General features: G+C 62.6%; 3 protein-coding genes. 1 reads left to right on the top strand and 2 read right to left on the bottom strand.

The window, feature by feature from the left end; genetic code table 11:
* Both D6877_RS14880 and D6877_RS14875 read right to left on the bottom strand, forming a co-directional pair.
* Window positions 1-1,298, bottom strand: a 1,298-nt coding sequence (locus D6877_RS14880; RefSeq protein ID WP_130911288.1) for an FAD-dependent oxidoreductase, incomplete at its 3' end; no start/stop codon positions are given.
* Between the two features lie 72 nt (window positions 1,299-1,370).
* On the bottom strand, window positions 1,371-2,696 hold the full coding sequence (locus tag D6877_RS14875) for an MFS transporter (RefSeq protein WP_130911287.1): 1,326 nt from the start codon (window positions 2,694-2,696) through the stop codon (window positions 1,371-1,373).
* A 269-nt stretch (window positions 2,697-2,965) separates the two neighbouring features.
* Between D6877_RS14875 and D6877_RS14870 the strand changes: the two genes are divergently transcribed.
* Window positions 2,966-3,768, top strand: an 803-nt coding sequence (locus D6877_RS14870) for a LysR substrate-binding domain-containing protein (protein ID WP_130911286.1), incomplete at its 3' end; no start/stop codon positions are given.

Genomic DNA, 3,768 nt, shown 5'->3' with positions numbered 1-3,768 from the left:
TTGCGGCGGATGGCGTTGCGCACCATCAGCGAGCCGAGGTAGCGAATCGGTTCTGGCGGGAAATAACCCAGCGGCCCGTTGACCAGCGGCGAGCGGGTCCAAGGATTCTCCAGGCCCTGCACCAGCGCGGCGAGGATCTGCCCGCCCATGTGACACGGGCCGACGCCGCTGCCGGAATAACCGAAGCCGTAAAACACGTTGCCCGCCCCGCTCATCTGGCCGAAGAACGGCAAACCGGTCACCGAACGATCCGACGGGCCGTTCCACGTCGCGTCGATTTTCACCTCGGCAAACGCCGGGAAAAAATCCGCGAGGCTGCGCTTGAGCAATCCGGCATAAGGTGACGGCCGATCGAACACCGGCAGCATCCGCCCGCCATAGGCGAAGGTGTTGCCGCCCTTGCCGAGCATGAGCCGGCCGTCCGGGGTGTTGTGGTAGTAGTGCACGAAAATCCGCGAATCAAGGACGCTGACGCCGCTGGTCAAACCGATTTGCTGCAGCAAGTCCGGGCGCGGTTCGGTGATCAGCATGTCACTGGAAACAATCGCCACACTGCGCTCGAACTGAGGAAACGCGCGGGCCATCCACGCGTTCATCGCCAGCACCACGCGGTCGGCGATGACCTTGCCGCAGGGCGTGTGAATACGTGCCGGGCGACCCTCTTCCAGTCCGGTCATCGCCGTACCCTCATGGATTTTCACGCCCAATTGCAGCGCCACCCGGCGCAGACCGCGCACCAGTTTGCCCGGTTGCACGCTGGCGGCCGCCGGGGAAAACCAGCCTTCCAGATGTTTTGCCGAACCGGCCATACGCTGCACATCGGCAAGCGGGCGCTGGCTGAACGAGTTGATGCCATTACGCTCCAGCGCCGCGATCACCGCATCAGTTGCGCCGACCTGGGCGCGATTGGTCGCGGTGTACAGCGTACCGTCGAGGCGGTAGTCGGCATCGACGCCGTACTGCTCGCAGAACTCGCCGATCGCATGGATGCTGCGCTCCGACTCCCTGACCAGACGCACCGCTTCTTCGACGCCGAACAAGCGCTCCAGGGTGAAATACTTGGCCGACCATGACAGTGCGCAACCACCGTTACGGCCACTGGCGCCGGCACCGCAGATGTCTGCTTCGATCAGCAGCACATCCAGCTCCGGGTTTTGCTGCTTGAGCATGATCGCCGTCCACAATCCGGTGTAACCACCGCCAACGATGCACACATCCGTGCGCACCTCGCCTTGCAGCGGTGGACACTGCTCGGATGGGTCGGCCTGCAAGGCCTGCTCGAGCCAGAACGGTCGCATGGGGAATCTCCAGTCAGATAGCCACGACGCAGCCTGCCGCGCACCGCGCAGCAGGCCACGGGGCGAAGGGTTTCAGGAACGCAGTGGTTTGACGCTCAGCGGGCAGTTGGGGATCGCCGCGCGCGGCTCCATCACGCCGACCGGCCGACTGTTCCAGTGGGGAATCAGCACCAGCGCCGAGAACAGCGCGCATCCGGCGAAGACGATAAACACCGTCACCGAGTCGAAGTAGCCCGGCAGCAAACCGCCGAGCACCGCGCCAACGGAGCCGCAGCCGTTGACGAAACCGGCGGCGGTGGCGCCGGCCTTGGCCTTGCCGAAATCGATGGCCGCCGCACCGCTGATCATTGAGTCCGGGCCGTACAACGTCAGGCCCATGACGAACAGCAACGCGACGACCAACAACACGCTGCCGGTGTTCAGCGCGGCCATGAACAACGCCAGCGTCACGGTCAGCGCCAGCAGACTCAGCACGCAGGCCGGCATGCGTCGGGCGCCGAAGAGTTTGTCCGAGGCCAGGCCGATCATGATCGGCCCGAGCAATCCGGCCAGTTCAAACGCGGTGGGAATGATCGCCGCGCCAACCTTGCCGACACTGGGCATCTGCTCGAAAACAATCACTGGCCCCCACAACAGAATCGCGTAGCGCGCCGGTTTCAACAGGAAATACGCCACGCCCAGCACCAGCACCGTGCGGTTGCGCAGGATTTCCTTCAGTGGCTCCCAGACGCTGAGTTTACTGTTGGCTGCGGCTTCTTCGGCGGTCAGTTCCGGCTCGGGTTCCACCGCCGGCAAGCCGACGTCTTCCGGTTTGTTGCGCTGGAAGATAAAGAACAGCACGGCGACCACCGCGACCACCGCCGCGCTGGAAATGAATGCCGCGTGCCAGGTGCCGACCAGCGTGTAGGCCCACCAGCCGGCGAACGGCGAGGCGACCAGACCACCAAACGCGTAACAGGAACTCCACAAGCCGAGCACGCGCCCGCGCTGCTCTGACGGGAAGAAGCTGCCAAGGTTTTTACACAGCCCGGACCAGCCAGTGGACTGCGCCAAACCTTGAATCAACATGCACGTGGCGAAGATCGGCAATGTAGCGAAACTGCCCATCACCAGCGCCGCAGCGGCGGATATCAGCAAACCGCCAAGCACTACGACTCGCGGGCCAAAGCGATCGGCGAGCATGCCCCAGGTGAACTGTCCGAGGGCATACGCCGCCAGATAGATCGCGTCGAGGTTGGCCATGGCCATTTTGTCGAGGGTGAAATCAGGGTCTTCGGCGATGCCCAGTTTGGCCACCGAAAACGCTTTGCGGGTGAAGTAGAACGCGGCGTACGCGAGCCAGGTAATAGCGAAGATCTGCACGCGCCAACGCGCCAGGGTGCCGATGTGCTTGTTCATGGTGGTTCTGACCTCAGGGTGTGAGTGTGCCGGCAGAATCGTTAAGAAAGACGCCTGTGTTTTTATTGTTGAGCACTGCGATACCGCCCCTTCCCTTCGGCGATAACGGTCAGATGAGTCTGCTGTTGCACGCACAGGCTCATGGGCCGACGCCGCTGCTCGACCGAGCAGTCAGCGATGGCGTGAGCCGATCAAAGCAATTACTGTTTAATAAATAAAATCGATTTATCGTATTTCACAAATAAGCTGAGCTTGTTACTGGAGCCGCCATGTCCGTCTCTCACGCCCAACTCAAAGCGTTCCACGCTGTGGCCGTCCATGGCAGCTTCACCCGCGCCGCCGAGCGGCTTTATCTGACGCAACCGGCGATTTCCGACCAGGTACGCAAACTCGAAGAACGCTTCGGCGTGCTGCTGTTCCACCGCAATAAACGTTCCGTACGCCTGACCGATCTTGGCGAGCGTCTGCTGGCGATCACCCAGCGTCTGTTCGTAATTGAAGCCGAAGCGCAGGAATTGCTGCAGGAATCCCAGGCCCTGCGGACCGGCAGCCTGATTCTCGCGGTGGATGCGCCGATCCACGTGTTGCCGCAGATCGCGCGGTTCTGCGAGCGCTACCCGGGCATCAGCGTGAAAATCGAGACCGGCAATACCGATGAATCGCTGTTTCGCCTGTTCAACTATCAGGCCGATCTGGCGCTGCTCGGCCGCGACGTAACCGATGAACGCTTGCTGTGTGTACCGCTGCGCAACGATCCGATGGTGGCGTTTGTTTCGCGTAATCATCCTTGGGCCGAGCGCGAATCGATCTGTCTGGCCGATCTGGACGACACGCCACTGGTGCTGCGTGAGATCGGCTCGGTGACACGGCAGACGCTGGAAGAGGAAATGGCCCGCGCAGGTTTGCGCATCCGCCCGGCGATTGAGGTTGAAGGCCGAGAAGCGGCGCGTGAGGCGGTGGTGGTGGGGATTGGCGTAGGCGTGGTTTCAGCGGCGGAGTTCGGCGCCGACTCACGGGTCTGCGCGTTGCCGATCACCGACTGCACGAGGCGCCTGACCGAAACCCTGGTGTG

It is taken from the genome of Pseudomonas sp. Sample_9, assembly GCF_004307535.1.
GTDB lineage: Bacteria > Pseudomonadota > Gammaproteobacteria > Pseudomonadales > Pseudomonadaceae > Aquipseudomonas > Aquipseudomonas mercuritolerans.
Note: the sequence above shows the minus strand (reverse complement) of the source record. Positions and strands in the feature narration are given on the sequence as shown.

Bases quoted from the DNA above. Each gene is read 5' to 3' on its own strand.
- D6877_RS14875 (WP_130911287.1), bottom strand. From the start codon at position 2,696: ATGAACAAGCACATCGGCACCCTGGCGCGTTGGCGCGTGCAGATCTTC.